Genomic DNA, 206 nt, shown 5'->3' with positions numbered 1-206 from the left:
GGAGGATTCGAACCTCCGACCGCTCGGTTCGTAGCCGAGTACTCTATCCAGCTGAGCTACGGATGCATCAGGGAAACTTATTTTACTGCCGATACTGAAATCGCTATAAAAACGGTTTCAAGTAAGAGATGGTGCATCCGGGAGGATTCGAACCTCCGACCGCTCGGTTCGTAGCCGAGTACTCTATCCAGCTGAGCTACGGATGC

At 51.9% G+C, this 206-nt stretch carries 1 tRNA gene; it reads right to left on the bottom strand.

The annotated features are described in order from the left end of the window. Positions 1–129 precede the first annotated feature (129 nt). Positions 130–206 (bottom strand) — tRNA-Arg (locus OGY01_RS00705).

Source organism: Citrobacter sp. Cm038 (assembly GCF_030333105.1).
Classification (GTDB): Bacteria; Pseudomonadota; Gammaproteobacteria; order Enterobacterales; family Enterobacteriaceae; genus Citrobacter; species Citrobacter murliniae.
The sequence above is the reverse complement of the archived record's forward strand: the minus strand, read 5'-3'. Positions and strand labels throughout refer to the sequence as shown.